This window comes from Ruegeria sp. AB6 (genome assembly GCF_056542685.1).
On the sequence record NZ_JBQGAD010000004.1, the window covers coordinates 152,743 to 179,426 of the forward strand.

The following is a 26,684-nucleotide window of genomic DNA, read 5'->3' on the forward strand; positions in this document are numbered from 1 at the left end:
CTTACTTGTCGGGGCGAGGGGCGGTTTTCTCACCTCGGTCAAAGGCTTCCCAGCCCTCGCCGTTGAACAGATCCACACCCAGCTGCGCGGCCACATGGGCGAAATCCACGTTCACCCAGTTGTCGACGATCTTGCCATCGACCACTTTCCAGAAATCCATGTAACGGATTTCAACCCGTTTGCCGGTGGGGGCGATTCCGAGGAATTCGCCGGAATGGGTGGCCTCTTGCCGGCCAAAGGCGGCGGCCCATTCGCCCATGTAAAGACGCGCTTCGTCAATGCAGGTCTTGTCGGAAAACGCCGCCTGGAAGGGGCGCTGCCAGTTGTCCTGAAACTCTTTCAGGCCAGTTTTGGTGCCACAGCCCTGATTACCCAACCAGCGGAATCCTTGCGAGAAGAACTCGCCGATATCATCAATGCGGTGGTCATTCAGACCATCGACCATCGTCTCGATCACACGTCGCGTTTCATCCGTTTTGGACATGTCCGTATCACGGGTCAGAACGGCTTGTTCCGGGCGGGAACCCTTCATTTCTTTATCCTTTTACTGCGCCAGCGGTCAGGCCACTGACGATTTGGCGTTGGAAGATCATCACAAGGAAGAACAGCGGGGCGATGATCGACACCGCGGCAGCCACGGCGACCACCTGATCGGTCGTCGTTGTCTCGCGGTTGAACATGCCCGCAATGGCGGGGACCATCGTCTGGTTCTGCGCATCAAGCAGCAGCGAGGTCACAAGAAAGTCGTTATAGGCCAGCAGGAAGCTGAACAGCCCGGTAGTAATCACCCCCGGCCACATCACCGGCATGATCACCCGGCGGAAGGCCTGAAAGTGGTTGCAGCCATCAACCCGCGCGGCTTCGTCCAGTTCAGCTGGGATGTTCTGAAAGAACGAGCGCAGCATCCAGATCGTGAACGGCTGGTTGATCGCCACCAGCACCGCGATCACGGCGAAAGGTTTGCCATAAAGCGTCGGTGCATTCTCACCCAGAATAGGCGCCAGCCATTCGGCTGAGTTGATGAAGACCGGCAGATAGCCTGCCACCAGAACCGAATGTGGCAGCGCGCGAAAGATCAGCGCGATCAGCAAAATCCAGAAAGCCAGTGTCGAGCCCGACCGCGCCAGCCCATAGCCGGCCAGCGTGCCTACGGTAAGCGACACGGTCACCACTCCAGCGGTAACGATCAGCGAGTTCTTGAAGTTGTTGGAAAAGCCCCGGTCGACCCAAACGGTTTTATAGTGCTCAGTCGTCATGCCCAGCACGTCACGACCCAAGGGGCCAAACAGTGGGTTCAGCACATTCAGAACCGCCGGCAGAACCACAAAGAATACCAGCAGGAAGGCGATCAGGGCGACAAGCACTCCGACCACCCAACCGAACCATTCCTGGCCCGGTGACGTGTGTTCCTTGATCTTCGCGGGCAGCACTTTGGTCACGACCTTGGCCGCGCCCCAGATCACTGCGATGCCAAGGATGATATCAAGAACCGACAACCCGTTGCCTGTGGCCAGCGTCGCGGGGCCAAAGATCACGTTCAGCGCGTTGCTGTCATAGGCATCCACAGGGGATTTGACGCTCATGATCGCGATCCAGACAATCGGGAAGGCGGCGACAAGGCACCAGAACGCGAGGAAGATGTTCGAGGTCAGCCGCAGGCTGAGAGGTTGGCGAAGCGCGCGCGAGGACATATCAGTGGCCTCCTTTATGGTCGCGCCAAGTGCGGCGCAGCGGCAGGATCAGCAGAAGGACGATCCCGATCATGGTCAGCATCGCGCTGGCCGAGGCCCGGCTGATCGACCGGTTGCCCGCCTGATCCGGCACGAGGAAGTCGAAGGTCAGCCATTGCAGAGAGATGACATAAGCCTGGCTGGAGAAACCGACGATCTCTTCGAACACCCGGTAGGCGTCCATCAGGTGGATCATCGACACGAAGATGATCAGCGGCATCAGATGCGGAATGACGATGTACTTCATGCGCTGCCAACGAGTCGCCCCATCGATCACGGCGCTTTCCAGACTGTCCTGATTGACGGTCTGTAATCCGGCATAGAACACAACGGCCGCAAACGGGGCCACGTGCCAGACGCGGTAGAACATCATCAGGATTTCAATGGTCCACGCCTGCGCAAACAAGGCGATATCGCGGTTCAGCCACCACTCCAGCAGCGCGGTCAGGATGCCGTCCCCACGGAACAACCAGTTGATAGACAGTGCGCCGATCACCGGCGTGATGATGAAGGGCAATAGCGAAATAAAGATCACCGGTCCGCGGATTGACCCCGCGGCGTTGTTGATCAGAACCGCAATACCCAGCCCGAACCCGATGACCAGTGGCAGCGTGATCAGCGTGAATGTCAGTGTGAAACGCAGCGCCTTCCAGAAATTGATGGTGGACAGGACCGACCAATTGCCCTCAGTGATCGCGCGCCAGGCCCGCTCGGGCTCCAGCACGTTGCGATAGCTTTGCAGGCCAACATATTCCGTCCGGGTGATCACCTCACCATGTTCATCCAGCTTGGGCTGCGATTTCAGCTCGGTCACGCAGGTCTGGGTCAGGAAGCCGGGTGTGCAGGTTTCGACCTCGACCGTCTCATAGACGGGTTGGGTGATATAAAAGCTCTGTTTGAACACGCTAACCAGCGGGAACGCGATAAAGAGAAGCATCATAAAGACAGAGGGGCCAACAAAGGCGGCAAATGTCCGGAAATTCATGGCTCTGCCTTTCTCATGGTTCTCGGGTGGGAAAAGAGGGAGGGCACGGGGCCCTCCCCAGAGAGGATCAGTTGCTGATCAGACCGGCCTCTTTCGCGGCGGTGATGTAATCCGCCTCGATATCGGCCAGCGCGGTTTGCGCATCTTTAGCACCGGTCAGGTAATCGGCCAGACCATTGCCCAGCGACGTGTGCATGATGCCCATGGGACCAGACGCAGGATATGGTTTAGCACCACCTTCTGCCGAGGCCGCAGCGCCCGCAGCCAGCTCACCCGGTGTGTACGCCGTGCTCAGCCAGACAGCGGTGTCGTTGTTTGCGCCAACCATCTCGGCATCGATACCTTCCATCACCAGACGGAAGGCCGCGTCTGCTTCTTCTTCGCTCATGTTCGAGGCCAGGACGATGCCGTCCCACCAAACGGTCGTGGCTGGAACCGAGGACCCCATCGGCGCAGAGGCCATGGTGACCTTGCCGACAACTTGGCTTTCAGCCTCATCATTCATGGCAGCGGCCCGGCTGGCCCACAGGTTGGCCATGGCAATCTTGCCCTGTTGGAATTGCTGCTGGACATAGGTGGAGTCCGAGACGAGGTATTCCGGGTCCATATAGTCCGTCATCGCTTTCAGCATTTCCAGCGCAGCTACGCCTTGCGCATTGTTGATTGCGGGCATGTTGCCGTCACCAAAGAATGCGCCACCTTCGCCCAGATACATGTTGACGAATTCCTGACCAAGGTTCCAACCGGTCTTAAAAGTGCCCCCGATCGGATAATCCATTACACCGGCTTCTTTGATCTTGGCCGCTGCATCTATAATCTCGCCATATGTCTTTGGTTCTTCGATGCCCAGATCAGCCAAAACATCATTGCGATACATCAGGTGCTGCGCATTGACCATGAAAGCAATTGCCATTGTCTTGCCATCGACTTTGATCAGCTGGTTCGGCAGCAGGTTCTGGCCGTATTTTTCGACCAGATCATCCAGAGGCCGGATTGTGCCTGCGTTCAGCAAGGGCACGAGGGTCGCGTTGGATACGCCGCCGATTTGATAGAGCGACGGGTTGGCAGCGAAAGCTTCGGGCTGCTTCTCGCGGAATTCCTGATCCAGCGAAGCGCTGAAGTTGCCGCATTCGGCCATCGCGTCCGTCACCGCTTTCCACGCTTCGAAACCCGCTGATAGCGACTTCAGCGGCACTTCGTTTTCATAAGAACAGGCCGCTGATGCACCGCTTGCTGCGATGGCCATGGCCCCTGCCAAAAGGATCGTCTTGAGTTTCATGCGTTTCTCCCTGTCAGGATGGGTCCGTCGTCGACGTCCGGACCGCTGCTATGCCCGTATGGGCTGTTATGGGGGTTACTCCCCGATCCGAGCACCGCTTCCAGCTTCGAAGAGGTGACAGATTTCTGTTGGCACTGAGAATGAGACATTGTCCCCTATCTCGGCACGGAAAGATTTGTCGGCCTTGACCGACACCAAAGCTCCACCGACCCGGACCGAGATCATGGTCGCGTCGCCCAGCAGCTCCAGCGTGTAGATCGGAGCGGTGATCTGGCCCGCGCCTTCAGCAAGGCTGGCATCCTCGGCCCGGAACCCCAGAGTCATTGGGCCATCGGGGGCGCTGACCGCTATCTCGACATGCTCAGCACGGAATACGCCACCTGTGACCTCGCCCTCGATCAGGTTCATAGCCGGTGAGCCGATAAAGCTAGCTACAAAGGTATTCGCTGGTCGGTCATAGATTTCGGTCGGACTGCCGACTTGTTGCACCACGCCCTGTTTCATCACCACAACACGGTCGGCCAGAGTCATCGCCTCGATCTGGTCGTGGGTCACATAGATCGTCGTCACCGCCAACTCATGACTGAGGTTCTTGATCTGCGCCCGGGTCGAGACCCGCAGCTTGGCATCGAGGTTAGACAGAGGCTCGTCCATCAGGAAGACATTCGGTTCCCGCACGATGGCGCGGGCCAGCGCCACACGCTGCCGCTGACCGCCCGACAGTTCGGCCGGTTTGCGATGCAGAAAATCGTCAAGCTCGACCATAGCGCTGGCGCGGCGCACCTTGTCGTCATGGGTCGCTGGATCGATGCCACGCACTTTCAGCGGAAAGCGGATGTTTTCATAGACGTTCATGTTCGGGTACAAGGCATAGCTTTGGAACACCATCGCCACGTCACGGTCCTTGGGTTCCAGATCATTAACGACCTTGCCGTCAATCAGAATCTCGCCCTCGGTCACGTCCTCAAGCCCGGCGATCATCCGCATCGTGGTGGTCTTACCACAGCCCGACGGGCCCAGCAGCACCAGAAACTCGCGATCTGCAATGGTCAGGTCGAAATTGTGAACCCCAATGAACGAGCCCCATCGCTTACCCACGTTGCGTAACTGAATTTCCGCCATGGTGCCCCCACAAAGATTCGCTTGCATACGTTTGCAAAACTGTAATTCGCATATATCAAATCAGGCAAGACATTTTTGCATACGTATGCAAGAATATTGGAAAAAACGCCCGATCAAAAGATTCGCGCGCCTCGCAACACTTTGACAATAAATGGAAAAATCGTGAGTTTTCAGACCCAAAAAAAACTTGTCTATGCGTTTCAAACGGCCATGGATACCGCAACAGAGCATGACATCCCAAAGGTGATGAGCCAATTCAGTACGACGGATTTGAAGTGGCGTGGTTTTCATCCCTTCAACGAAATCAGCGGTGCTGACCAGGTTGCCCGGCAGTTTTGGCAACCTTTGAGGTCCAGCCTCGCCCACATGCAGAACCGTGTCGATATCCTGTTCGCGGGGCACAACTCACTACATGACCCAGACGACGTATGGGTCGTTTCCATGGGACATTTGATGGGGTTGTTCGACAAACCGTGGCTGGGTATCCGCGCGACCGGCAAGATGGCGTTCCTGCGGTATTGCGCATTCTACAAAGTCTCAGGCGACCGGATTGTCGAAACAGCGATGTATTTCGACATTCCGCATTTGATGGTGCAGGCCGGGCAAAATCCGTTTCCCCCGCAAACAGCGGCGCATTTGGTCCAACCCGGGCCGTTGACCCATGACGGCCTGCTGTGGAACGAGCAACCCATTGAAGAAGGCAATAAGACTCTGGCGCTCATCAATGCTATGATCTCGGATCTCGGGCAGTGGAACAGCGGAATGACATTGCAAGAGGAATTGGCCCGAACCTGGCACCAGGACATGATCTGGTGGGGGCCCGAGGGTATTGGCGCGACCTACACAATAGACCGTTATGCCAAACAACATTCCGGGCCCTTTCGTGCAGGTTTCACAGAACGCTCAAAGACAGAACATGTCTGTCGGCTGGCCGAAGGAAACTACGGCGGCTTCTTTGGCTGGCCAAACTTCACTGCAATACCGTCAGGAGGGTTCATGGGCATGCCATCCACTGGCAAGCCGGGCGAGTTTAGGGTGATCGACATTTATCGGCGCGCCGATGATAAACTGGCCGAAAACTGGGTGTTCATTGATTTGCTGCATTTTTGGAAACAGCAAGGGGTGGACGTTCTTACTCGGACAACGGGGATCAAACAAACCGGAGGATGAATGTGGACTTGCGCCACCTCAACTCCATTGAAACGGTGTAGAAAACAAGCATTTCTGGAAGTCGCGCACAAGGCGTGTACGGGTTTGCCAACAAAACATCGGTCTGCATTGCCCGCTGGATGCATTCGATAATGCTTTGAAGCTGCGGGCAAGACCGCCAACCAAATGAGCCATCCCCACTAGACTTTTCAATCCCCTATCGTACTGTTGCCGCATTATTTGGTCGGGGTATCCGTGTGTCGGTCAGGGTGGTATCACTCGTCTTAATGGCGTCGAGTTGGCTGTTTTGCGCGATCTCAGCTGCTTCTGGGGAAACTCTGTCTCATTGGGTGCAACTTGGACCGGATCGCGAAATAGTTGTCCGTGCTATCTCGGCGTCGCCAAAATGTCCTTTGCTACAAGTCGAAGGCCGTTCTGTCGCCATGCAGAAAAGGGCAACACCATCGGCCCAGTTCCCGGGCCACGTTTGCGAGCATCGGGCTCAGGAAACCCTTGGTCAGGTATCTGTGGACACAAAGGTGCTTCCAACGCTCAGCCCGACCGTAGAACGTATCGCTGTCATTGGTGATACCGGCTGCCGCATTCGCGGAAACAGGGCCCAGGCCTGCAATGATCCGAGTGCCTGGCCCCTGACGAAAATTGCAGAGGAAGTCGCGTCCAGATCGCCGGATTTGATCATTCATGTCGGCGATTATCTGTACCGGTCTTCGGAATGCCCGGACGCGGAAAAATGCGGCGGCTCACCATTCGGAGACACGTTTCAGGCCTGGTCTGCCGACTGGCTAACCCCGGCGGAACAGCTGTTCCAGGCCGCGCCGTTTCTTTTTCTCAGGGGAAATCACGAAAATTGCGGACGTGGAGACAAAGGGTGGTTTCGGTATTTCGCAGACGGCCCGGTGCCGTCAGATTGCCCAGCAGTTTCCCAGCCATGGATCACATCTGTCGATGGGTTGGATCTGATCGTATTTGATTCCTCCGCCGGTCCCGCGCCTCATAGCAGCCCCGACTTGCTACCGGAATATTCGCAAATGGCGCGCGATCTCTTCGCAAGAACCAATGGCGAAGGCTGGCTTCTGACACATCGCCCGCTTTGGGCGAACATGCGCGCATTTGGGGAGCTGATTAACGGGGATGACACCCAGCGCGCAGCCTTTGGCGGTGCCATGCCCCAGGCCGTCACCCTCATCCTGTCGGGTCATATTCATGCGTTTCAAGCCATCGACCTGTCGGACGGTCCGGTTCAAAGCATCGTCGGCAACAGTGGCACGCAGCTTGATCCAATGCCCACAGGCGTTGCAAGGGATATCGAAATCGCCGGACACTTGGCAGACCTTGTGGTCAACAATGGCGAATTCGGTTTCTTGATGTTGACCAAGGGCACTGACAATACATGGCTGATGGAGGCCATTGGGGACACCGGGCAGGTTCAAATTCGGTGCCAGTTGGCCGAAAGCAGGCTCACCTGCATTTAACAGGCAGTCACTCTATGGCCTTGTTGGAAACCCACAGGAGTTACTGAATCAGCCCACGAAAACGTGCCAGCAGGATAGGCGTCAGATACATCGGGATTTGGTAACACCCCACAAAAATCAACAATGGGGCCGCTGCCTCTTCCGGCAAAACGATCAGGAACAGGGCAATATTGCGATTGCCCGCGTAGATCGCCGTTGGAATGGACATGTCCAACCGTGCCCAGTTTGAAACCAACAATGCCCCGCTCACGAGGACGAAATTGATGGCAAGCGCTGCCATGAGCCAAAGAAGCAGAGCCAGAGGTTCGGTTTGCAAAAGCGGGCCTATCGCGCTCATCAACCCGACCACGACGACGCCCAGCAATAGGGCGGAACACCCGTCCAAGGCACCCTGTTCCCTTGGCTGCCCCATAACGGGCAACAGATGACGAATGGCAAATCCGATCCCGACCGAAACAAGGATCGCTGCAAGAAGGCCAAGGGACAAGCTGATCCCACTCAAAACCCCTCCACCCGCGGGATCGAGGATAAGGAACACTGGAAGGGCCGTGATCGGAAACAACGCCGTTCCGATGACCAAAATCCGCATTCCCGGTGCCGGGTCCTGACCCATCATGATCGCGAAATTCGGAGCACCTGTCAGTGAAGGCGCAGCCAGCATCAAGGAAACCGCCATCGCCAAAGGGAAGTGCGATAGATCCAACGCCGCCAAGGTAACAATCACAATCAGCGGCAACACCGCTTGCAGAGCCACGATGCGCAGCACTGTCGCAGTCAAATCACTTTGGACACCCAACGCCTGTTTTGCGCCTACACGAATGCCGGTGACCAGCAGCAGCAAAACCACCAGAACCCCGATCCACGGACGCAAAAACTCGGCAAGGCCTGGGGCCAGCAATCCTGCAATTAGCCCGGCAATCAGGCAGTAGCGGCCTTGCTGCCCCAGCCAGCCAAGCGCTGAAACCACCTGTCAGGGCGCCTGTCGCATGGTTTCAGGCAACCACATGGCAACATCCGGGAACCAGATCAGAACAAAGCACATCAGCACCATGATTATGAACATCGGAAACGCGGCACGGGTGATATAGCCCATCTCATGCTCTGTCATGCCCTGCAAAACAAACAGGTTGAAGCCGATCGGCGGCGTGATCTGCGCCATCTCGACCACGACGACGACGAAGATACCGAACCAGATCAGGTCGATCCCCGCCTCGCGCACCATCGGTTCGACCACCGCCATGGTCAGAACAACCGAGGATATTCCGTCCAGAAACATGCCCAGCACGATGTAAAACACCATCAGGATCATCAGCAACTCAAAGCGCGACAGTTCCATCGCGGCGATGCCGTCCGCCAAGGCGCGCGGCAGGCCGGTGAAGCCCATGGCCAGTTTCAGAAACGCAGCGCCCGCAAGGATCAGCGCGATCATAGCCGAGGTCCGGGTCGCCCCCATCAAGCTTTCCGTAAAGGTGTTCCAATTCAGCGACCTCTGACTGGCCGCAAGAACCAAGGACCCTATGACTCCGATGGCTGCAGCTTCGGTCGCGGTGGCGTAGCCCGCATACATCGACCCGATCACAACAAAGATCAGACACATGACCGGGATCAGAAAACGAGAGTTTTTTAGCTTTTCACCAAAACTCATGAACGTTTCCTGTTTCGGGTTCCAGGCACCCGAGAACCACGAATACAGCGCCACATATCCCATGAACATCAGCGCCAGACACAGACCCGGAAACACCCCGGCAAAGAACAGTTGCGTGATGCTTTCATTCACGGTGACGCCATAGACGATCAAAGCCAGCGACGGAGGGATCATCAGACCCAGCGTCGCAGCACCCGCCAATGTCCCAATTACGATCCGCTCGGGGTAGTTGCGCGCCCGCAGTTCCGGGATGGACATCTTACCAACCGTGGTCAGCGTCGCGGCAGAGGACCCTGACACAGCCGCAAAGACCGTACACCCCACAATATTGGTATGCACCAATCCTCCGGGCAGCCGCGCCATCCAGGGCGACAAACCGCGGAACATGTCTTCGGACAGTCGCGTTCGGAACAGGATCTCTCCCATCCAGATAAACAGCGGCAGCGCTGTCAGGGTCCAACTTGAGGATGATGCCCAGATTGTGGTGATCATCGTGTCGCCTACCGGGCGGGTCGTGAACAGCTCCATCCCGACCCAGGCCACACCCATCAGCGCCAGGCCAACCCAGACGCCTGTGCCCAGAAGAAGAAACAGGACGAACAGGAACAGAGAGATTGCATAGATTTCTTCCATCGCCCTACTCTCCGAAACTCTGATCGACGAGATCACGCTGAATCCGGTGATCGCCCCGGAAAATGACGTGTACGAGGTGATCGGTCAGCGAGATGGCGAGAATGCCGCCCCCGACGACCATGACAGATTGCGGAATCCATAATGGCGTCGCATCCTGTGCCTGGCTGACTTCGTTGAATTTCCAAGACCAGTACGTGAACCAATAGGCGTAATACACAAAGTACCACATCACCGCTGCCGCAATGGTGAAGCACCAGATTTCTAGCACCCGACGAAACGCCTGCGGGACAGCGTTCAACAGGATCGAAACCCGGATATGCGCGCCCCGGTTCAACGCATTGGCAAAGGCAAAAAAGCTGGCCGCTGCCATCGCATAGCCCGCGTAATTCGCCGCACCGGGAAAGATTTCACCCGTCCAGCGCGCCACCATCTGCGCAACGATCAGCAACAGGATCGCAATCAGGCATAGCGCAGCCAGCACACCGGCCGCAAAATAGAGAAAATCGAGAAAGCGGCGCAGGCCGCGCAAGGCACCCGTCATAGGTCGGTCTCCGGGGCAGAAAAGGCCCGGACCAGTGCAGAGGTCCGGGCGAAGGTACTTATTGCGCTGCGTTATAAGCGTCCAGAATGGCCGCACCGGTATCTCCCGCCGCTTCCAGCCATTCGGCGGCCATGGTTTCACCCACGCCCCGCAGATCGGACATCAACTGGTCACCCGCCGGAGCAACCGTCATGCCGCCTTCGGCCAGACCTGCCAGGGTGAAGCCGGTATATTCCTTGGCGCGCCATGTCCCCGCGTATTCGGCCAACTCGGCACAGGCCTTGATCACGTTCTTGTTCTGATCAGAAACGCCGTTCCAAACGTCGTTATTGATCAGCATGTAGTTGCGCGGCAACCACGCGTCGACGGAATAGAAATGGCTGAGGCTTTCCCAAACCTTCCGGTCATAACCCGTAGCCCCAGACGACACCATCGACTCGGCCACGCCTGTCGCGAAGGCTTGACTGATCTCAGCCGCTTCGATGGACACGGGCAGCATCTTGGTCAACTCGGCCATGCGGGCTGTTGCATTGTTGTACGAACGGAACTTCAACCCTTCCATATCAGCGATGGAATTCACTTCCTTGTTAAAATACAGCCCCTGCGGCGGCCACGGTACAGAATAGAGCATCGTCATGTTCTGCTCGGCCAGCAGATCCTGCACATGCGGCAGCGCCACTTCGTACAGCTTCTCATGCTCGTCAAACGAGGACACGAGGAAAGGAACAGAATCCCAACCGAAGATGGCGCTTTCATTCTGATGTCCGGACAGCAGACGCTCACCAATCGGCACCTGGCCGGTTTGAACCGCGCGCTTGATATCGGCCCCGGCATAAAGCGACCCGGAAGGGTGGGTGGTAATCTCGATCTCACCACCGGTGCCGGTGGTCACACATTTGGCAAATTCCGCACCGGTAACCGAATGAAAGTTCGAACCCGAATACGCCATGGGCAGATCCCACTTTTCCTGCGCGGCAGCGGGCAGCGCCAACACGGTCGCCGTGGCAATGGTTGCACAAGTTGTTTTAATTTTTGTCATTTTAGTCTCCCTGATGGTCAAAACTTCGCGGCTTCATGCAAAACGCATGGGATCAAATGCACCGATGTCGGTGTTGACAGGTTGGCCCGCGACAAGACCTGCGACGATCCTTCCCGTTTTCGGGGCACCGGTCAATCCAATGTGGTGATGGCCAAAAGCGGTGAACACGCCGGTCTCCCGTACCTCTCCAATCAGAGGCAAGCTGTCCGAGGGGGCCGGACGGTGTCCAAGCCAGGGCACCTCTGCCTTGTATGTCAGGTTTGGAAAGGCCGCCTTGGCCTTACGACGCAGCAGGTTCAGGGCTGCGTCATTGGGGCCTGCGTTCAATCCGCCGAACTCGACCACTCCGGCGCAGCGCAAGCCCGCAGCCATTGGCGTTGCCACAAATTTCCCGCTGGCCACCATGATGGGATGGGACGGGCCACTTTCGGCGTCTTCGAATATGATGTGATAGCCACGCTCGGTCTCAAGTGGAATGTCCAAACCCAGCTTCTGCATCAATAGCTTCGACCAAACACCTGTCGCTAATATTAGCTGATCGCAAGGATGCGGTCCTGCCGATGTCAAAACAGCGGACACCTTATCGTCCGTCATCTCGACATCCTTGATCTCGGCCTGCTGAATGGCGCCGCCGGCAGCTTGGAACACGTCTGCCAGAGCTTTTACATATCCACCGGGGTCCCGGACATAGCCATGATCGGCCATCGTTGCCAACAAACCGACCGAGGGCGCAAGGTTTGGCTCAAAATCTCGCAGCGCATTTCCTTCGCGAATGATCGGTTCAAATCCCGCATCCCGGCGCAGACCCCAAGTGTAGCTGTCCGCCTCGAAGGCCGCCCGGTCGGCATAGGCAAAGGAATAATCACTCTCCTGCACCCAATCCGAGGCGGTTGTACCCGCGACCAGAGACTTGTGCTGCTCGACACTGTCGGCGACGATTGTGGTCAACCCGCTGGATATGCGGCGGGTGTCGCTGTCATTTGCGGTACCCAGATACTTGATCAGCCATGGCAGCAATTTCGGAAAGTATCCCCAGCGCATAAACAGCGGAAAGTCCGGGTTCATCAGCATCTTAGGCGCTTTTCGCACCAATCCCGGTGCCGTCACCGGCGCAACCGAACAGGCGGCGATCACGCCTGCATTGCCATGAGACGTGCCTTCGCCCGGCGGAAGCCGATCTATGATCGTCACGTCTGCATCAGAAAAGCGGCGTAGCCAGATACCTGTCGATACGCCGACAATTCCCGCACCTGCTATGATGATCCGTTTTGGAATGGTCTCGCCCTCTTTCTGTATACAGATCAATGCACAGTATTGCCTTCAAAGCAAGCCTTGCGTATTTTAGCTGCAAATCTCAGGGAAAACGGTTGTGACACTCGCAGTTTCCAATACCGAAGACACAGTCAGCACAGTTTATGCGCAGCTGCGATCCATGGCCGCCTCTTTTGCGTTCAAACCGGGCGAGCGGATCAACGAATCCGCACTGTCCCGCGACCTTGGAGCCAGCCGCACCCCCTTGCGCGAGGCTTTGAACAGGCTGGTGGCCGAAGGGTTCGTCGATTTTCATGCCGGGCGTGGATTTTTCTGCCGGGCCCTGACCGATGAGCGGATTACCCATCTGTACCAGGCGCGCATGGCCATAGAGTGTGAAACAGCACGCCAAGCAGCACTACGCGCCGAGTCCGACGCCCTAGACGACATCAACGCCTCGCTGGACAGTACAGCAGACGAATATGCCACGTGCTCGGATCCCTTGCGGTTGTTGGAGCTGGACGAGGCGTTTCATATGAGCCTTGCGCGATTGGCGGATAATCCCGAACTGACGCGGCTGCTGACAACGATTTATGACAAGATCCGATTTGTGCGCGCGGCAGACCTGCGCAGCTTGCAGGCCGCTGGGCGGACCACAACCGAAAGGCATCGCATCATACTGGATCTGGTCCGGAATGGGGACGCAGAGGGCGCAGCGAAAGCGATGCGCCAACATATCGAAAACCGTGCGCAGCATGCGTCAGCCGCTGTGCGCCTTGCCTTCGCAGATCTTTATGCCCCGCAGGATACACCCTGATGACAACATTTGGCGGTAAAACCATATACGGAGCATCGGTCGGCATCCTGATGCTAAACACCCGATTTCCCCGCATTCCGGGCGATATCGGCAACGCCGGCACCTGGCCCTTCCCGGTGCAATACAAGATTGTCTCAGCGGCCACGCCAGACAATGTGGTCCGCGGCGATGCAACCCCGCTGCTGGGTGCATTCATAGAGGCCGGACAAGAACTGGTGGCCATGGGCTGCGATGGCATTGCCACAAATTGTGGCTTCCTCGTCCCGTTCCAAACCGAACTTTCGCGCGCGCTTGGGGTGCCTGTTGCATCATCCTCGCTGCTTCAGGCCCCGCTGATCCGTCAATCCCTGCCCGCCGATCAGGAGCTGGGTATCCTGACGATCTCGTCCGAAACGTTGACCACCGCCCATCTTGATGCCGCCGGCATACCCGAGGGAACTCCCGTCGCCGGCACGGGTGCCGGGTCTCATTTCACCACGCACGTGTTGGGCGATGCTGCAGAGATCGACTTTGAACAGGCGCGCATGGACAATGTTCGCGCAGCCCAAAAGCTGGTCTCGGACCACCCCAATATCGGCGCGATCCTTCTTGAATGCACCAATATGGTCCCCTACGCCGCCGATATCCGCCGGGCGACGGGGCGTCCCGTTTTTTCCATCTACACCTACCTGCTTTGGTTCCAGTCTGGCTTGCTGCCACGGCGGTTCCCACCGCATCTTGACGATATCCCGCAGGACCAGCCATGAGCGACCATCGCATCATCGACCTGCGTGTCCATTGCGTTCACATCCCGGCGCAGGCCGTCCACTCACACGGTTCGGGCGATGTGGGTGGTATAAACGCAGCCCTGTGCGAATTAACCACAGATAGCGGCCTGACCGGATGGGGTGAGGCTTCACCCTGGCCCGTCTTTACCGGCACGCTAGAGGCCGCCGCCGCCGCGCTGCATGTGCATCTGCGACCGCACGCCGTTGGTCAGGATCCATGCCAAGTAGAGCCGATCATGACGCAGGCGGATCGCGTGCTGGTTGGTCATCCCGAAGCCAAAGCCGCTCTTGAGTCGGCGCTACTGGACCTGACCGGTCAGATCACCGGGTTGCCCATTGCCGAATTGGTCGGCGGCAGGCATCGCGGCGAAATGCCGTTGAGCTTTTCGGTTGCGAATCCCGATTTCGGGGCCGACCTCGAAGATATTGCGCGTTTGTGGGGCGATGGGGTGCGCCTGTTCAAACTCAAGACCGGGTTCGCCGATCATGCCTTCGACCTCATGCGGCTGGAACACCTGCGTAAAACATATGGCGAGGCAATACGCCTGCGGATCGACTATAATCAGGGGCTTCTGGCCTATGACGCCATCCGCCATATTCGCGACCTTGAAGCTTTCCGACCGGATTTCGTCGAACAGCCGGTCCGGATGCATGAACGCGAAGCGTTGGCCCAGATCACACGCGCCGTCGATGTCCCCATCATGGCGGACGAGGCCGTGTTCAACGTGCATCAGGCGCTTCAGGGCGCCGGTGATCGCATTGCAAACATCTTTTCTTTAAAGACCGCCAAATCAGGCGGCATCCGGCGCTGTATCGAGATCGCCGCGATCGCCCGCGCGGCGGGGATTGATGTCTACGGAGGCTGCATGTTCGAAACCTCGATCGCGCACATGGCAGGCACCCATCTTATGGCGGCCATCCCCGACCTGACGCTGGGGTGTGAGTTCTACATGTCCACCTACTATGCCCAGGCCGACATTGCGCAGTCGCCCTTCCCCGTCCGGAACGGTCATGTGCAGGTTCCCAAAACGCCGGGGCTGGGCATCGCCCCGGATCCCGACATGTTGGGGCGGTATCGCACCCAGCTTTTGAAGGACACATGATGGCCGAATTAATACGAATGAACGGCGCACAGGCTTTGTTGCGGATGCTTGAGCTGCACGATGTGACCCATGTGTTCGGCTTGCCCGGCGAGACAACCATTGGTTGGTACAAGGAATGGCGCGCCAATTCAGACATTGAATTCGTCCTCACCCGCGACGAACGCACAGCCTCATACGCGGCCGAAGCCTATGCCAAGATCACCGGCAAACCCGCCGTGCTCGAAGCACCAAGCCCCGGCGTCACCCATTGCAGCCCCGGCATCACCGAAGCGTTTCTCAGCTCGGTGCCGGTGATTTTCTTCTCGTCCGATATCCCGATCAATCAGGACAAAAGGCACGGGCTGACCGGGGTCGATCAAACAGCACTGTACGATAGCATCTGCAAGGAATCCTTCACGGTCACGAACGTCCGAGAAATTCCGTTTCTGCTGCGCCGAGCGTTTCGCGTCGCAACCTCGGGCCGCCCTGCCCCTGTTCATATCCGCATCCCGATCAACATCTTCGGTGAAGAGGCCGACCTGAACGACCTTTATGCCGAACCGGAATACGCAGCCTATCCGGCGCACCGGCCCGTAGCCGATCACGGCAAGTTGCGGGGCGCCATCGACGCGTTGCTTTCGGCCAAGCAGCCCGCGATTGTCTGCGGTCAGGGTGGGCTGATCTCAAAGGCGGGCGACGTCATTTTGGAACTGGCCGAGCTTCTGCAAATTCCGGTCGGCACGACCACGCCCGGCAAGGGCACTATTCCCGAAAATCATCCCCTGGCCTTACGCGTCGTCGGTGCGCGTGGTGGTATGGAGTATTCCAACCAATATGTGCACGACGCCGATCTGATCTTTTTCATCGGGTCCAACACCGACAGCGCCGCGACCGATCATTGGAAACTATATGGCGACCCACAGAACAAAACCTTTGTGCATCTCGACATCGCCGAGGCCCATATCGGCAACAATTTCCCAGTCAAGATCGGCCTTGCTGGTGATGCCCGTGCCAGCCTGGCCTATATGCTGGAAATCCTGAAATCCGAGCATCCCGGTTTGACCCGACCCCGTATTGATCTGACCCAGACAAAGCGCACTGCGCTAGACAAGGTGTTCAACGCGAATATCCCGATGCCAGAGGGAACGATATCGCCCGTGAAGCTGTCGCAAGTGTTGGACCGGATCATGCCTGCCGACGCAATCGTCACCTCCGAACCCGGCGTCAGCGCTATTTACCCTTCTGCCCTTCTGACCTTCCGTGAGGCCGGCCGTCGCTATATCACCAATTATTCGATGGGCGCGTTGGGCTATGCCATTCCTGCGGGACTTGGCGCGTCTTACGCCACCGAAGGGCCGATCATATCGCTGACGGGGGATGGGTCGATCGGGTTTGTACTGGGAGACATGGAAACCGTAAAGCGGTCGGGCAAGAACGTGACCATTATCCTGAATCGAAACGACAGTTTCGGTTGGATCCGGGGCGAGGCCATCTTGCTGGATGACGTCGACGCGCCCTGGACAACCGATTTCGGCGCCGTGGACTATCTGAAAGTGGCTGAAGGCTTCGGCTTTAAGACTGCCCGCATCACATCCGAAGACGAAATAGAGCCGATCCTGACACAGGCGATATCAAACCATGGCGCGAATTTTATCGAGATCATGGTCCCAACGCAGGACAAGATCATCCCTTTTGTCCCGAATTGGGTCCGCGTGGCCCGAACGAAAAATCTGCCTCATTTCTATTGATGGCCCGGGACAGCTACAAAAACTGCTCCTTGTGAATCGCCCCAGCCTTCCAGAGGGGCGGCCAGCAGATCATCCTCGAGAAGGTGCTGTCAATTCCACGACAGGCCCACAAGCTGCATGTCGGAAGGTAGCCCATGCGTCATTGCACAGCGCCGGACACAAAGAGGCCAAGTTTCTGATCTAAGTGAAGATTAAGGCCATTCTGGCCACTGGTGCATTGTTGCGACAAAACTGTTCTATGAGTTAGGTTTTCTGGCATGACATCCTTACAGAGTGACCTGATACAAGCCATCTACGACACCGTTGTCGCCCCCGAGGGCTGGCAGGACGTGTTGGACCGGGTGGCTGAGGCGGTGGACGCACGCGGCTGCATCATGTTCGACCTCGTCGAAGATGCTTATGGGAAACAACAGCTTGTCGCCCCTTTCATGTCGTCGCGATATGATCCGGCGGCAGTCGCGGGCTATGCCGAGGCATTCGCCAAATGGGAAATTGAAGACCAACGGCTTTTTGCTCGTCATTCCTCGATGGGTGACCATATAGACGTCATTGGAGAGGAAGTATTGGCCGAAACGCCCGAGGCCGTCGCCCGCCGTCCCAATGCTCAGGCAATGGCCGAATTCGGTATCATGCATCGCGGCGGCGCGTTGCTCAGCCGTGACCAACCGATGCGCGATCGGTTTTCCGTCCAGTTTTCGCGCCGCCACGGCCCATTGGGACAATCGGACAGAGCAATTTTATCAACCCTTCTGCCCCATATGGCAAAGGCCTGCGAATTGGCCCGACCCGTTCGACAATTAAGGTTGAGGTCTCAGGTTCTGGTTGACGCAATCGACCAGTTGAGGATCGGGATTTGTCTGGTTCGCGCGAATGGAACGGTGCTGGTCCACAATCAGGAGTTTCAGCGCCAGCTGGAAGAGGTCCGACTATTCCGCGTGACGCCCGAAGGCCGGTTGGAACCCCAGGCCGAAAAACACGGCGACTGGTTTCGTCGCATGACCCGTTCCGCAGGAAAACATGGCCGATTTGGTGCCCGACCCCGGAAAGAAGCCTTGGCTGCCGAAGATGAAACCGGACCTGTTCTGGCGGTTGAGATCGTGCCGCTTGCGTCGGATCGTGTTCTTGGCGAGCCTATTGAAAATACATTCATGGTTTGCAGTCTCGATACAAGCAGCGGCTTGGAACTCAACCAAGAGATGATCGACAAAGTACTTAAGCTGACCCCGTCGGAAAGCGCTTTGGTTACGCTTCTGGCTGAGGGCATGACAAACCGCCAGATCGCTGAACGCCGAGACCGTTCTACTGACACCGTCAATGCACAGGTTAAGACGCTCCTGTCTAAGACGAGTTGTTCTAACAGAACACAACTTATACGACGTGTTTCCAGTATTGGCGGGCAATTTTTGACCAGCCGTTAACCCATTTGGGCGATGCGCCCGATAGAAATTAGCGGCCAAATGAATTGGACTAGGTTGGAGGAGCAATTACCATGTCTATTTCACTAGTTAATTTTTTTCAGGGACCAATACTAACCGCTGTGAGTGTAACGGTTGCTACTTCTCTGGCTTCTCCGACCTGGTCACAATCAACTCTGCCGAAAATCGCAACATCGTGCTCACAAGGGGATGCGATGTGCCTTGATCAGGGCTGGAGTGATGAGCGCCGCTAATGGTGGTACACGACATCGCAGGGATCTCGCCTGTTGCCGCTGGACTGGGCCTTGGCGCTAAAGTCGGCAAATGGCGAAGATGAACTGTACAGCTCGGAAAGCCTTGTCGCATTCGGGTACCTCCCCAACCCGTATTCGCAGGACAACCCGTATGGATTGCCAGTCGGCTTTGCCGTGGACCATGACTCATCTGAAGATGCCGACCTGATGTGCGACCGTTTTCCAACAATGTGTAGCGCTGGCACAATGCGCGCACCTTGGGTTGGAATGAACTGTTCGGCCTGTCACACGACGGAGATCACCTTTGACGGGCAGCGCGTACGCGTTGAAGGCGCGCCCACGCTGGCGCGGTTCGACGATCTGGTAAACAGCACGCAGAGCGCGCTTGAAGCGACGATTGCCGACCCAGATCGGATGCATGAATTCGCGCGCTTGGTGCTGCACGGCCCGGTGAATGACCAGTCCAAAGCCGGTCTGGCAACTCAGTTGCAGGAACAAGTCGACTGGATGGCGGCGCTACACGACATCAATCATTCCGATGTCACAGCCGGGCCCGGCCGTTTGGATGCCCAGGGTCACATCCTGACAAAAGTGTCGATGGTCATCGGCGCAGAGACGCCGTCAAATGCGTTCTCTGCCGATGCACCGGCCAGCTATCCGTTTATCTGGAACACACATCAGCAAGCCAAGTTGCAATGGAATGGAATTGCCGAAGCCAGTGAGCCGATCCGGGTTTGGGGACGTGACACCGAGCTGACAGCACTTGTCAGGAACGTTTCCGAGGTTATTGGCGTGTTTGCTCATATTGAGGCCGATGACGGCTGGGCGATACGCGGCTATGACAGCAGCGTGCGCGTGCGCAACATGGTTGGATTGGAACGCCTTTTGTCGCAGATGACATCCCCCGTTTGGCCCCAGGACGTGCTTGGTGAGATTGATGCGCCCCTGGCGGCAAGGGGCAAAGACCTGTTCGAGGCGAATTGTAGGGGTTGTCATGCGCATCTCGATCCCACAGATCTGGAATCGTCCGCGCAGATCGAGATGTTTGGCCTTGATGAGGCGGGGACAGATGTTTTCCTAGCTTGCAATACCTATCTGCGCACAACCGACGCAGGGAACACTGCCGGGCAACGCAGCATTCCTCTGAAGGGCGAGTGGATCGAAGAAACGGACGCGATCCACAAGATGCTGACCAATGCCGCCAGCGGGGCCATTGTCGGCAAGCTGGGTGAACTGGCCGATGCGGTATTTTCGCAAGTTGAACCAGAGGATGGGCGGGTCGGTTTCAGCGGCACGGGTGACAGTCCAATCTTGCCCGGTGTTGCGGACGAGGAAAAACTAGCCCAGGCAAAGGAATGTCTGAACACTGATCACCAGCTACTGGCTTACAAGGCGCGCCCTCTCAACGGGATTTGGGCCACTGCCCCCTATCTGCACAACGGATCGGTTCCCACACTTTATGATTTGCTTTTGCCTGCCGTGGCCCGCAACGTCGGTGAAGAGGTGACCGTAGCCGGACCGGTACGCCCGGAAGAATTCGGTGTCGGCTCTCGCGAGTTCGATCCCGTTAAGGTAGGCTATGTCAGTGATGTGCAGAATGCACCCTGGGTGTATCGCGTGCGCGATTCCGCCGGAAACATTATTCCGGGAAATTCAAACGCCGGTCACGATTACAACAATTCTGATCTGACCGACGACGAACGTTGGGCTATCGTGGAATATCTCAAAGGGCTGTAGGTGCCCATGAAGCTCCACGATCCTGGCCAAGATCAAGGGAGAGATGGCATGTTGCATGGAATAACTCGCGCGTGTTCATTGGGACTTGTTCTAAGCGCAGTAGCGACCTGTGCTCTGGCCGAGATGCAAGACCAAGAAGTCTTCTGGACTGCACCAGCGGCAACCGGAGTTGAAGCTCAGCGCGCGCAGGAAGACCTTTATCTGAATCTGTTCAACACGGGCCGGCTTCGCTTCAAGTTGGTCCCGATGGGGGGCCATAAGCGTCTTGAAGACGTGATGCGGGATCAGGGCGCTTGGGTCGGACCGATGACTGAGCCGGTGGCCGCGATGCTTTGTGCGGTCAACGGATCAGGTTGCAATCTGACCACAGCGCCAGTTGCCCAGGCACAGATAACCGACCACGGTGCGCATGTAGCCGGATTAGTAGGCGTCGGTCAGAACTGGACAGTCGGGAAGAACGATCTTGTCTGGATTCCCGATGTTGAAATCGTGCAGGTTTCGACCCCTGCCCCGGCCGAAAATGACGCTCGAGTCGAGATCAGAGGATTAAACGTCCAAAACCGGTGCCTGAGTGCAGATTATTGCGTCAATGACTACCAGCCCGATATACTTGGTTGGAATGTCAAAGGTCGCCTGCGCGAAGTCGTGGTGGCCACCCGCGACGCCGAAGGTCAGGGGCGCGCTCTGAAACTGATACCAGAGTTGAACGCACGTATTGAGCTGAGCGAAGACCCGTTACCCGACTACCAGTCAATCAAGTCTCAGAACAGCCTGCCCTACGATTTCCGCGACCCCTCTTTTCTGAAACTGGATGCTGGAATTGGGGCGGGCATCGTCGGTACCTTCTCAATCGAATCCCAAAGCACAACGTCGGATTCAAACGTCCACGCCCTGAGCGGCTACCAACGTGAGCCGCTATCTGAGCACAGCCAAAAACTGTTTGATCATTTCTGCAACACGCAGCTGCACGGTAGCTGCCCGGATTTGTCCGACAAAAACCTGGACGGCCTTGTTATCGGTGTGATGGATCAGACACCGGAACATCGCCATTGCGATCTTGATATCAATGCCAAGGTTCTGGTCGACAACGAATTCGTTCCGACGCAAGCCGCAGGAGAAGCCGACGATGATGCGGCATCAACCGACACAGCCGTCGGATGCGATACCATGCGGCTGGCCGGGCAGGTGCAGGGAACCGACCACGGAACTCATGTCCTAGGCATTATTGCAGCACCCCAAAACCAACGGGGCATAAGTGGGCTGCTGGGTGGGTTTGAGGACCTTTCTTATCTTCTCATACCGTTCAGTGAAACCGATGGCGTGCTCATCGACGAAGCCAAGGCACGCCAATTGGCCGATGCAATCGACAGCGCCGGATCCCTAAATGTCAGCGTCATCAATCTGAGCTTTTCCTACAACCTTAGGAACATAAGGCGCGCAGATAAGATTGGGGAAGCGATCAAGAAATGGCACCCCAGCATTCTGTTCGTTGTCGCCGCCGGCAAGGGCGGAAACCTGTTCACAGCGCCACCGGTCTCGTTCGGACAACCAGACGAGCTGCCGCCCTGTCTAAGCCCGCCAGCTTGCTATGCCAGTCACGTCGAGAACATCATCGGCGTGGTTGGATTGGAAGCGGATCAGGACAATCTGAAGTTGCTCCACAATCTAAGCGACCCAACACAGTTTCGAACAAACTATGGGGCTTCTGTTTTTGACATCGGTGCGCCGGCTCGGGATATCCTGTCGACCGTTGGTGTGGATGGATTCGGGCCGCTGTCGGGAACCTCGCAAGCGGCACCGCAAGTGACGGCAGCCGCCGCGCTTTTGAAGAAAATCTCAGGCGCGAACCCGATCCAGGTCCGCCAACGGCTGACCTATACAGCGCGTATGTCGATGGATTCCATCGACAAAATCAACGGCGGTGCCTTGGACGCCACCGCTGCATTGCGCATTGACAAGGACTGGTTGCACATGGCCGACAACTGCAAGGTTGCGGGAGAATTCATCACGCTTGTCCGTGTCCTTGACGGAACGCCGCAAGAGGGCAGTTTCGATATCGTCCCCAACGACCAAGGCCCGTGGAGATATGTTCCGAAATTCGACATGCGCCGCATCCACTGGAATGCCGACGAAAACAAGGGCGTGTTTTTCTTTCGCGACGGACGCAATTTTACACGAATAGTCGCCTCGTACCTGTCTGCGCAAGGAAAGCAACATTTCTTGCGGATGCGAGTCGACCGGGCGTCCGAGGATTGCGCCGACAGCGTCAAGCCAGGTAGTGTGGCAGAGTTTCAATTATCACAAGTCGTCGACTATATTTCTCAGATGGACTGATGAGAGTGCGAGTCGCCTTCATAGCAGCTGTCCTGGGCGTTCTGGGCTACGAAGTCGCTGCCCAACCTTATGTAGGCAGCATAGTTGAAGACATCTCGACACCACTCGCCTTTCCGCCTGATCAAGACGGGCTGACCTGCACAGGGTTGGTGTGGAACTTTCGCGTGGACGCGCCCGTACTTCCGGGCAACATCAAGCAACCCGAAATGAGGGTCCATCTGAACAATTTGGTTTTGCCCGACAACGACGCGTTTCACATCGAAATCGCAGACACATCGGGCAATGTCGTCGAAACGCTGGATCGGGCCGTTTTGGCGGGTCGCTCTGATATCTGGACCCTCTCAATCTCAAGCATTGCCGCAGAGGTATCGGTATTTGGTTGTGACGCCCTGACAGGGTTGGCTTTCGAGATCGACCAAATTGCATTTCCCTTTGAGGATTTGGAGCTGGAATCCCTTTACGGAACCAGCGATCTGATCGAAACGAACAGCTATACCGGCGCCGACAGCGATCTTGTCACCGAAAGCGCTAGCTCCGTCGCGCGCCTGTCGGTTATCAAAGACCGGACGGAAACCTATTGCACGGCGTTCCGGATAGGTCCTGATTTGGTGCAGACGTCAAGTCATTGCATTTCCGATGAAACGGACTTTTGCGAAACCACTCAGATCTGGTTTGACTATCACAAAAACGAATTTGGCCTACCCATTACTGGCCAAAAGGTCCGATGTCTTGAAATCGTCGACAGTGCCGCCCCTACCCAGGCGGATACGACCATTCTGCGAGTTTATCCCGAGCCGCATGCGACCTACAAAATTGCCAGTTTCACGCCCGATTCACCGCAAGAAGGAGACCCACTGTTTGTGCCGCAACACCCCGGAGGGCTTCCCCAGAAGCTTTCAATCGTCGACTGCGTTCGCCAGGAAGATATGCGCACTCAGGCACATCCCAACGCCTACGGCCACACTTGCGATACACTGCGAGGATCGTCAGGTGCCCCCGTTTTCAATCTGGCCGGAGAAGTCGTTGGCCAACACCGCGCGGGCCACACTAACCCCGAGGTCACAAATTGCCTGAACCTTGCGACACTTCCCCATTTGCTCGACCTGTCCACTGGCGTAACCGGGCAGACCACAACAGCAAGCGCAGAGGCCTGTTGATGCCTAGACCAAACACTCCAACCGACGTATTGCTGTCGCTTGTGCTTGTCGCATTATGGATTGCCTTTCCCGGCCCAACGGTGGCGCAGCCCGTCACCAAAGAAAACCCCAACGCAGATCAGCAAGCGATGGTCGATCATTGGACACGGCAGGCTCTGTCTGACGCAGTGAACGCCGGATTGCCTGTCCCGCAAGCCAACTATGAGGATCTTCTGCTGGCAGAGCCGCATCCGAGAGAAGCGTCTCAGTTGCTCGATGGACGGTTCACTGGCGAGACCGATCAGATCGCTCCGCAGGATGTCAATATCGCAGACCCGAAATCGGTTGCGTCCGTGCAAGAGGAAGCCGCGGGCATTGCCTCGGACGGTGCGTTTTTCTCTAGTTCTCGTCTTGTCCCGATGGATGCCAGGTTTCACTATCCCTACAGATTGAACGGTAAGTTGTACTTCACCAAATTCGACGGCAAGAATGAGGTCTGTTCAGCAGCGGTTCTACGCCCGAGACTGCTCTTGACCGCAGGGCATTGTGTGCATTTCGGGCGCAATAAAAGCTCGGGGTTCTACAAGAATTTCAAATTCGTACCTGCGTATCACGAAGGCCACGCGCCCTATGGTGAATGGTATTGGACCTGGGTTGGCACAACCCAAAGCTGGTCAGAATCCCGTCGAAAATTTCCCAACAGCGCAGATTTCGCAATCATCGAAGTAGCCGATCAGAACGTTAACGGGCGGATGATGCGGATCGGTGACATCGTGGGATGGGCGGGGTTTCGTACTTTCGCGCTTTCGCCCAATCACACTAAACAAGTAGGCTACCCGCAGAACCATGACAGCGGTGAGATCATGCATCAGGTCGATAGCGCATGGCATGCCGACGGTCAGGAAGGTGTTTCATTCTATGGGTCAGACATGCGCAATGCGTCTTCCGGCGCTGCCTGGTATGAGAATTTCGGTGTACAGGCGACCGGCCAGGTTGGAGCTCTTTTCGCCAGCCCAAACCGCATCGTAGGAGTGACATCCTTTGGTTTTGCAGAACAGGGAAAAATGATTCAGGCGAGCTCGCAACTCAACGATGAATTTCTGGACCTGCTATCCGTAGCCTGCCAACGCAAGATCGGAAATTGCTGACGATCCCTTTTCAAAGCCACTCTTGTGACCTGTTGATTTGCGAGTTGCCGATGGAACACCATCATACGGTCCATCATTTCTAACTTGTCATATTTGAGACCGGTGAATAGACATTCAGCCCATGACAACAGCCAAGCTCGCAAAAATTGATCACCAGCCCGCCACTCTGCGCGATATGGTGCAAGACAGGATGCGAGAGGCCATTGTCGAAGGTGTATTTCAGCCGGGCGAGCGGCTAGTCGAACGCCCGCTATGCGAACAGCTTGGGGTGAGCCGGACAGTCATTCGGGAAACGATCCGCTATCTTGAAGCCGAAGGGCTGGTTGAGATCTTGCCCGGTCACGGGCCTATCGTCGCCTCCATGAGCTGGGATGACGCCCGTCAGATTTATGATATTCGTCGCCTGCTTGAAACGGCGGCGGCCGAGCAATGCGCGCGCAATATCGACGAAGACATCACCCGCAAGCTGGGGGCTGCGCTGAAGCGATTGCAAAAGGAATCCAAGGGCAAGACGCGGGGGGCTTTGTTCCGGGCAACTTCGGATTTCTACCAAGTGGTCTTTCATGGCGCAGGACATCACATTGCCTGGGAGGTCGTGCAACGTTTGAACGGTCGCATCAGCCGGCTTCGCATGTTGACGCTGACCTCGGCTGACCGTACCCGACCCGGCATTTCTTATATGGAAGACATTTTTTCCGCGGTAGTATCAGGCGATCCCGCCGCAGCGCGACGTGCCATTCAGCATCATCTGGACGAGGCGACTTCGGTCGCGGAACGTGTGTTTGCATCGCAGGATAATGGGCAATGACAGATCGGCCAAAAGGCTATTGGATCGCCAATGTCACCGTGTCAAACGCTGAGGCCTATTCCGACTATCAAGCGCTTGCACCGGAAGCCTTTGAAAAATACGGCGGCCGGTTTTTGGCACGGGGCGCGGCGGAAACGCTAGAGGGCCAAGACTGGCAACGGCGCGTCATTATCGAATTTGACAGCATTGAACAGGCTCGGGCTTGCTACAATTCGCCAGAATATCGCCTTGCACGCGAAAAACGGGCCCATGCTTGTCAGGCGGATATCGCTCTGATCGAGGGGTTGAACGGCGGCTGAGTTGCCTGGCCAAGCGCCATGAAGGCTCGAACACCTTGTATTCGCCGCAGGCGTATCGGGGCGAGTTTGGAATCAAGACGCGTCGCCGCATGGTTCAAGTCCATAAAATTCCAAACTCATCAATGTCTCGCCGTTACACTGAACGGTATCTAACCTTATTCCGCTTTCCAAACTTCATAACCTGACTTTTTGCACGCCGCGGACCCGTCGCGGAGACGCCCGGCCAAGGTGTTTTCAGGATTGACATCTTGGTCGATGGTATACCATCTTAC

Annotated in this window: 22 protein-coding genes and 1 pseudogene; 13 read left to right on the forward strand and 10 right to left on the reverse strand. The window is 56.7% G+C overall.

Features of this window, described 5'->3' with window-relative positions; all coding sequences use genetic code 11:
• Nucleotide 1 precedes the first annotated feature (1 nt).
• From ACR0DB_RS10675 to ACR0DB_RS10695, 5 genes are all read right to left on the reverse strand, one after another.
• Entirely contained in the window at nucleotides 2–532 is a 531-nt protein-coding gene (locus ACR0DB_RS10675) for an ester cyclase (protein ID WP_170783347.1), read from the reverse strand.
• Nucleotides 533–536: 4 nt separating this feature from the next.
• Nucleotides 537–1,691, reverse strand: coding sequence for a carbohydrate ABC transporter permease (locus ACR0DB_RS10680; RefSeq protein WP_480550735.1), 1,155 nt, complete (start codon nucleotides 1,689–1,691; stop codon nucleotides 537–539).
• 1 nt (nucleotide 1,692) lies between these two features.
• Nucleotides 1,693–2,715, reverse strand: coding sequence for a carbohydrate ABC transporter permease (locus tag ACR0DB_RS10685; protein WP_170772004.1), 1,023 nt, complete (start codon nucleotides 2,713–2,715; stop codon nucleotides 1,693–1,695).
• A gap of 67 nt (nucleotides 2,716–2,782) precedes the next feature.
• The gene (locus tag ACR0DB_RS10690; RefSeq protein WP_480503858.1) at nucleotides 2,783–3,994 is read right to left on the reverse strand and encodes an ABC transporter substrate-binding protein; all 1,212 of its coding nucleotides are present in this window, start codon (nucleotides 3,992–3,994) and stop codon (nucleotides 2,783–2,785) included.
• A 75-nt stretch (nucleotides 3,995–4,069) separates the two neighbouring features.
• Nucleotides 4,070–5,116, reverse strand: a complete 1,047-nt coding sequence (locus ACR0DB_RS10695; RefSeq protein ID WP_480550737.1) for an ABC transporter ATP-binding protein — start codon at nucleotides 5,114–5,116, stop codon at nucleotides 4,070–4,072.
• A 210-nt stretch (nucleotides 5,117–5,326) separates the two neighbouring features.
• On the opposite strand from ACR0DB_RS10695, the gene ACR0DB_RS10700 reads away from it, so the two are divergent.
• Together ACR0DB_RS10700 and ACR0DB_RS10705 are read left to right on the forward strand one after the other, a co-directional pair.
• Nucleotides 5,327–6,286, forward strand: coding sequence for a nuclear transport factor 2 family protein (locus ACR0DB_RS10700; RefSeq protein WP_480551052.1), 960 nt, complete (start codon nucleotides 5,327–5,329; stop codon nucleotides 6,284–6,286).
• Nucleotides 6,287–6,708: 422 nt separating this feature from the next.
• Nucleotides 6,709–7,758 (forward strand): metallophosphoesterase, encoded by a 1,050-nt coding sequence (locus tag ACR0DB_RS10705; RefSeq protein WP_237217353.1) that lies wholly within the window; start codon nucleotides 6,709–6,711, stop codon nucleotides 7,756–7,758.
• A 40-nt stretch (nucleotides 7,759–7,798) separates the two neighbouring features.
• On the opposite strand, the gene ACR0DB_RS10710 is transcribed toward ACR0DB_RS10705, so the two are convergent.
• The 5 genes from ACR0DB_RS10710 to ACR0DB_RS10730 are packed head-to-tail and all read right to left on the reverse strand — an operon-like array spanning nucleotide 7,799 to nucleotide 12,891.
• Nucleotides 7,799–8,725, reverse strand: a complete 927-nt coding sequence (locus ACR0DB_RS10710) for a hypothetical protein (protein WP_480550739.1) — start codon at nucleotides 8,723–8,725, stop codon at nucleotides 7,799–7,801.
• Nucleotides 8,726–8,728: 3 nt separating this feature from the next.
• The gene (locus tag ACR0DB_RS10715; RefSeq protein ID WP_480550741.1) at nucleotides 8,729–10,036 is read right to left on the reverse strand and encodes a TRAP transporter large permease; all 1,308 of its coding nucleotides are present in this window, start codon (nucleotides 10,034–10,036) and stop codon (nucleotides 8,729–8,731) included.
• Between the two features lie 4 nt (nucleotides 10,037–10,040).
• Nucleotides 10,041–10,577 carry a TRAP transporter small permease gene (locus ACR0DB_RS10720; protein ID WP_170771993.1) on the reverse strand — a complete coding sequence of 179 codons (537 nt, stop codon included), beginning with the start codon at nucleotides 10,575–10,577 and terminating at the stop codon, nucleotides 10,041–10,043.
• A gap of 58 nt (nucleotides 10,578–10,635) precedes the next feature.
• Nucleotides 10,636–11,616: a TRAP transporter substrate-binding protein gene (locus ACR0DB_RS10725; RefSeq protein ID WP_480550743.1), complete on the reverse strand. Its 981-nt coding sequence runs from the start codon at nucleotides 11,614–11,616 to the stop codon at nucleotides 10,636–10,638.
• A 33-nt stretch (nucleotides 11,617–11,649) separates the two neighbouring features.
• Nucleotides 11,650–12,891 (reverse strand): NAD(P)/FAD-dependent oxidoreductase, encoded by a 1,242-nt coding sequence (locus tag ACR0DB_RS10730; protein ID WP_480551054.1) that lies wholly within the window; start codon nucleotides 12,889–12,891, stop codon nucleotides 11,650–11,652.
• A gap of 94 nt (nucleotides 12,892–12,985) precedes the next feature.
• Here ACR0DB_RS10730 and ACR0DB_RS10735 point away from each other — a divergent pair, with 94 nt between their 5' ends.
• The 11 genes and pseudogenes from ACR0DB_RS10735 to ACR0DB_RS10785 all read left to right on the forward strand — a co-directional run bounded on the left by ACR0DB_RS10735 (nucleotide 12,986) and on the right by ACR0DB_RS10785 (nucleotide 26,412).
• The gene (locus ACR0DB_RS10735; RefSeq protein ID WP_331252410.1) at nucleotides 12,986–13,684 is read left to right on the forward strand and encodes a GntR family transcriptional regulator; all 699 of its coding nucleotides are present in this window, start codon (nucleotides 12,986–12,988) and stop codon (nucleotides 13,682–13,684) included.
• Nucleotides 13,684–14,430 carry an aspartate/glutamate racemase family protein gene (locus tag ACR0DB_RS10740; protein WP_170771989.1) on the forward strand — a complete coding sequence of 249 codons (747 nt, stop codon included), beginning with the start codon at nucleotides 13,684–13,686 and terminating at the stop codon, nucleotides 14,428–14,430. The genes ACR0DB_RS10735 and ACR0DB_RS10740 overlap by 1 nt, the downstream gene beginning before the upstream one ends.
• Complete coding sequence (locus tag ACR0DB_RS10745) at nucleotides 14,427–15,554, forward strand: enolase C-terminal domain-like protein (RefSeq protein ID WP_480550745.1); 1,128 nt, start codon at nucleotides 14,427–14,429, stop codon at nucleotides 15,552–15,554. Before ACR0DB_RS10740 ends, ACR0DB_RS10745 begins: the two co-directional genes overlap by 4 nt.
• Complete coding sequence (locus ACR0DB_RS10750; RefSeq protein ID WP_480550747.1) at nucleotides 15,554–17,281, forward strand: thiamine pyrophosphate-binding protein; 1,728 nt, start codon at nucleotides 15,554–15,556, stop codon at nucleotides 17,279–17,281. Before ACR0DB_RS10745 ends, ACR0DB_RS10750 begins: the two co-directional genes overlap by 1 nt.
• A gap of 257 nt (nucleotides 17,282–17,538) precedes the next feature.
• Nucleotides 17,539–18,699, forward strand: a complete 1,161-nt coding sequence (locus tag ACR0DB_RS10755; protein ID WP_170783329.1) for a helix-turn-helix transcriptional regulator — start codon at nucleotides 17,539–17,541, stop codon at nucleotides 18,697–18,699.
• Between the two features lie 263 nt (nucleotides 18,700–18,962).
• Nucleotides 18,963–20,687, forward strand: a pseudogene (locus tag ACR0DB_RS10760) (di-heme-cytochrome C peroxidase); the annotation flags it as partial.
• A 48-nt stretch (nucleotides 20,688–20,735) separates the two neighbouring features.
• Nucleotides 20,736–23,021 (forward strand): S8 family serine peptidase, encoded by a 2,286-nt coding sequence (locus ACR0DB_RS10765; protein WP_480550749.1) that lies wholly within the window; start codon nucleotides 20,736–20,738, stop codon nucleotides 23,019–23,021.
• On the forward strand, nucleotides 23,021–24,178 hold the full coding sequence (locus ACR0DB_RS10770) for a trypsin-like serine peptidase (RefSeq protein WP_480550751.1): 1,158 nt from the start codon (nucleotides 23,021–23,023) through the stop codon (nucleotides 24,176–24,178). Before ACR0DB_RS10765 ends, ACR0DB_RS10770 begins: the two co-directional genes overlap by 1 nt.
• Complete coding sequence (locus ACR0DB_RS10775) at nucleotides 24,178–25,305, forward strand: trypsin-like serine peptidase (RefSeq protein WP_480550753.1); 1,128 nt, start codon at nucleotides 24,178–24,180, stop codon at nucleotides 25,303–25,305. The genes ACR0DB_RS10770 and ACR0DB_RS10775 overlap by 1 nt, the downstream gene beginning before the upstream one ends.
• Before the next feature lie 121 nt (nucleotides 25,306–25,426).
• On the forward strand, nucleotides 25,427–26,113 hold the full coding sequence (locus tag ACR0DB_RS10780) for a GntR family transcriptional regulator (RefSeq protein WP_170783321.1): 687 nt from the start codon (nucleotides 25,427–25,429) through the stop codon (nucleotides 26,111–26,113).
• Nucleotides 26,110–26,412 (forward strand): DUF1330 domain-containing protein, encoded by a 303-nt coding sequence (locus ACR0DB_RS10785; RefSeq protein ID WP_170783319.1) that lies wholly within the window; start codon nucleotides 26,110–26,112, stop codon nucleotides 26,410–26,412. Before ACR0DB_RS10780 ends, ACR0DB_RS10785 begins: the two co-directional genes overlap by 4 nt.
• The last annotated feature ends 272 nt before the right edge of the window (nucleotides 26,413–26,684 follow it).